The following is a 3,287-nucleotide window of genomic DNA, read 5'->3' on the forward strand; positions in this document are numbered from 1 at the left end:
TTACTCTGCATCTACGAGGTGCCTCTCTGCGAGGGTTGTTGGACTCTTCGACAAGCCCATTTTCCCTTGCAGGGCAGGCACTTTCGGCTTCTCAACCCCCGTGTCGCGCGACTTCCCGTGAAAGATCGAGGCTAGTGACAGACCGTGCGCCCGCCGGTTCGCCGGTGACTGGACTGCTGATGGGATGTCGTGCCCGCCTCGGCGTGAGCACTTGATCATTAGGTTGCAGGGGTCCCCGGGTGCTGTGATCTTGTTGTCCGGACGGGAAGGAGTTGTTGCAAGTGCTGTTCATTGGAGACGACTGGGCTGAGGACCATCACGACGTGGAGATCGAAGACGAGGACGGTCGTCGCTTGGCGCGGGTCCGGTTGCCAGAGGGGCTGGAGGGCATCACCCGGCTACATGCACTGGTCGCCGAGCATGCCCCACCGGCCTGGGCCAAGCTGCCGCCCGAGCAGGCCGCCGGTCAGGTGGTCGTGGGGATCGAGACCGACCGCGGCCCGTGGGTGACGGCGCTGCGAGCGGCCGGCTATCTGGTGTATGCGATCAACCCCTTGTCCGCGGCACGCTACCGCGAGCGTCACGCCACCTCGGGCGCGAAGAGCGATGCCGGGGACGCGCATGTGCTCGCCGAGATCGTGCGTCTCGATCGTGACCATCACCGGCCGATCGCCGGGGACAGCGATCTGGCCGACGCGGTGAAGCTGCTGGCCCGTGCGCATCAGAACGCGATCTGGGAGCGTACCCGTCACGTGCTGCGGTTGCGGTCCACGCTGCGGGAGTTTTTCCCTGCTGCGCTTGAAGCCTTCGAGGATCTGACGGCCGCTGACGCGCTGGTCTTGCTGGAGCGGGCGCCGAGCCCGGCGCAGGCGGCGAAGCTGACCCGCGCCCAACTCACGGCCGCGTTGCGTGCGGCCCGGCGTCATCACATCGAGGTGAAGGCCGAGGCTTTGCAGGCGGTGCTGCGGGCGCCGGCGTTGCGCCAGCCACCCGTGCTGGACAGCGCCTATGCGACCGTGGTGGCCGGCCAGGTGCGGATCATCGCCGCGCTCAACACCCAGATCAGCGGGCTGGCCGAGGTGATGAGCGAGCATTTTGGCCGGCACCCGGCCGCTGAGATCTACCTCAGCCAGCCGGGTCTCGGGGTGGTGTTGGCTTCCCGGGTAATGGGCGAGTTCGGCGATGACAAGACCCGATTCGTCGACGCGCGGGCGCGCAAGAACTACTCCGGGCAGAGCCCGATCACCCGCGCCTCGGGCCGCAAGTCGGTGGTGCTTGCCCGGTACGCAACCAACCGGCGATTGGGCGCGGCGCTGCACATGCAGGCCTATGCCGCGCTCACCGGATCGCCGGGCGCCCGGGCCTACTACGACGAGCTACGCGGCAGGAACATCGGCCATCACGCGGCGCTGCGACAGCTCGCGAACCGGCTCGTCGGCATCCTGCACGGCTGCCTGAAGACCGGCACCGTCTACGACGAGGACACTGCCTGGCAGCACCGCCGGCCACAAACCGCCGACGTCGCCGCTTGACAAATTTCGGCATGGGATGTCTGTCACACCCTCCTGGGACAACTAGGGCATCTAGCGCCAACTAGGGAGGCTGTGGATGTCCACCAGTCGCAACGCCGCGCTCGCGCACCTGCTCCACCTCGCCGGGCACACCCCGCGCAGCCTCGCCGAACGGATCGGCGTCGACGAGAAGACCGTGCAACGCTGGCTCGCCGGCACGACGACGCCATACGCCCGGCACCGCTACGCGGCCGCCCGGCTCCTCGGCGTCGAGCCCGCCGACCTGTGGCCGGCCGAAACCACCGGCAGCTGCGACAGTGACCTGGTCACGCTCTACGACAGCCGGCTCGACATCCCCGACGACGTCTGGGCCACCACCATCGGCGCCCCGGGATCAGTCGACATCCTCGCCAACGACCTGACCTGGCTCGCCGAGAGCCAACCTCTCCTGCTCGCCGAGCTCGCCTGCAACGCACTCATCGGCGCCACGATCACTGTGGCCCTCCTCGACCCCGAGCACGTCGACACGACCAGCGATGTCGGTGCACTCGACGCCGCCGCCCGTTCCCGCCGCAGTCTGCACGACCTCGACCCGCTGCTCGACATCGACCGGGCGATCCACTCACAAGTCCGCGTCCACGGCGCAACACCGGTCACCATCTACCGATTCGGCCGCCAGATGTTCGTCCAGCCCGTACTGCCCGGCCTCAGCGACTCACTCGCACCGGTTCAACACCTCGAGCGCAAGACCGACGCCGGGCCGTTCGACCGCTACCTCGCGTACCTGCGGCACATCTGGCAGCAGGCGACGCCCGTGCCCAAGCATCGTCGCGACGCACCAAGCTCAGGTCTGCAGCTGATCCCGCCCGAACTAGCCGGCGAAGAAGGCGCCCGCGCGGACGCGTTCCGCGCCCGCGCGCGCGTAGACATCCGAAGAATCGTGCTGAACCTCAGCGACGAAAGCATGAGCGTCCTATACGACCTCGGGCCTGAACTCACCCAACTGCTCATGCCTGCCGTAGCCGCAAGAGGCCGCCGCCGACCCCCCGCTCCGTCGCGTGCCGACCTGTCAACCATCAACCGGAGCACGCACGGCAAGCATCAAGCGGAACCGAGCGGCCTGGCCGGCGACAGCGTGTGAGAACTTTCTCTACGACTTCAAGACGCTATGGCTGTGGTGGTCCGGACCCGGCCAGCCCGACCTCGACCTGTGCTGGCGGGCATACCCTGCGCCTTTTCGACATCGAACACACCTACCGGTTCGCCAAGAACACCCTCGGCTGGACCACCCCGGCGATACGCACCCCCGAGCAAGCCGACCGCTGGACCTGGCTCGTCATCGCCGCCTACACCCAGCTACGACTAGCCCGCGGCCTCGTTGAAGACATCCGTCTGCCCTGGCAACGGCCACGCGACCCGTGCCAGCTCACCCCAGCCCGGGTGCGCAGGGGATTTCGACGGCTGCGCGCAACCATCGGCACCCCAGCCGAACCACCCAAAACCCACACCCCCGGCCCCGGACGACCCAAAGGCACCCGAAAACCACCCCGAACCCGCTACCCCGCGGTCAAAAAGGCCGCCTGAGCCCAGGTCCAGGGTTTAATCGCAAGCTTAGGGCTCGCCAATAAATAAGTAAGTGATTTTAGCTGGAGTGTCGGTATTGTTGGGGTGTGCCGATCGCCGCGGAATCGTTGGATGGGGTAGCTCGGCGAATCGATGCGTTGTGGCCGGAGTTGACCGAGCGGGGGCGTCGGGCCCTGTTGGGTGCGGAGGCCC

At 67.4% G+C, this 3,287-nt stretch carries 3 protein-coding genes; all 3 read left to right on the plus strand.

The features are described 5' to 3' along the window. Positions 1 to 281: 281 nt before the first annotated feature. The 3 genes from VNG13_15455 (at position 282) to VNG13_15465 (ending at position 3,095) form a co-directional block, all read left to right on the plus strand. Complete coding sequence (locus VNG13_15455; GenBank protein ID HVA61912.1) at positions 282 to 1,532, plus strand: IS110 family transposase; 1,251 nt, start codon at positions 282 to 284, stop codon at positions 1,530 to 1,532. Between the two features lie 76 nt (positions 1,533 to 1,608). Next, the gene (locus tag VNG13_15460) at positions 1,609 to 2,652 is read left to right on the plus strand and encodes a helix-turn-helix transcriptional regulator (protein ID HVA61913.1); all 1,044 of its coding nucleotides are present in this window, start codon (positions 1,609 to 1,611) and stop codon (positions 2,650 to 2,652) included. After that, on the plus strand, positions 2,649 to 3,095 hold the full coding sequence (locus tag VNG13_15465) for a hypothetical protein (protein ID HVA61914.1): 447 nt from the start codon (positions 2,649 to 2,651) through the stop codon (positions 3,093 to 3,095). The genes VNG13_15460 and VNG13_15465 overlap by 4 nt, the downstream gene beginning before the upstream one ends. The last annotated feature ends 192 nt before the right edge of the window (positions 3,096 to 3,287 follow it).

This window comes from Mycobacteriales bacterium (assembly GCA_035533475.1).
Lineage (GTDB): Bacteria > Actinomycetota > Actinomycetes > DATLTS01 > DATLTS01 > DATLTS01.

Bases quoted from the DNA above. Each gene is read 5' to 3' on its own strand.
- VNG13_15460 (HVA61913.1), top strand. From the start codon at position 1,609: ATGTCCACCAGTCGCAACGCCGCGCTCGCGCACCTGCTCCACCTCGCC.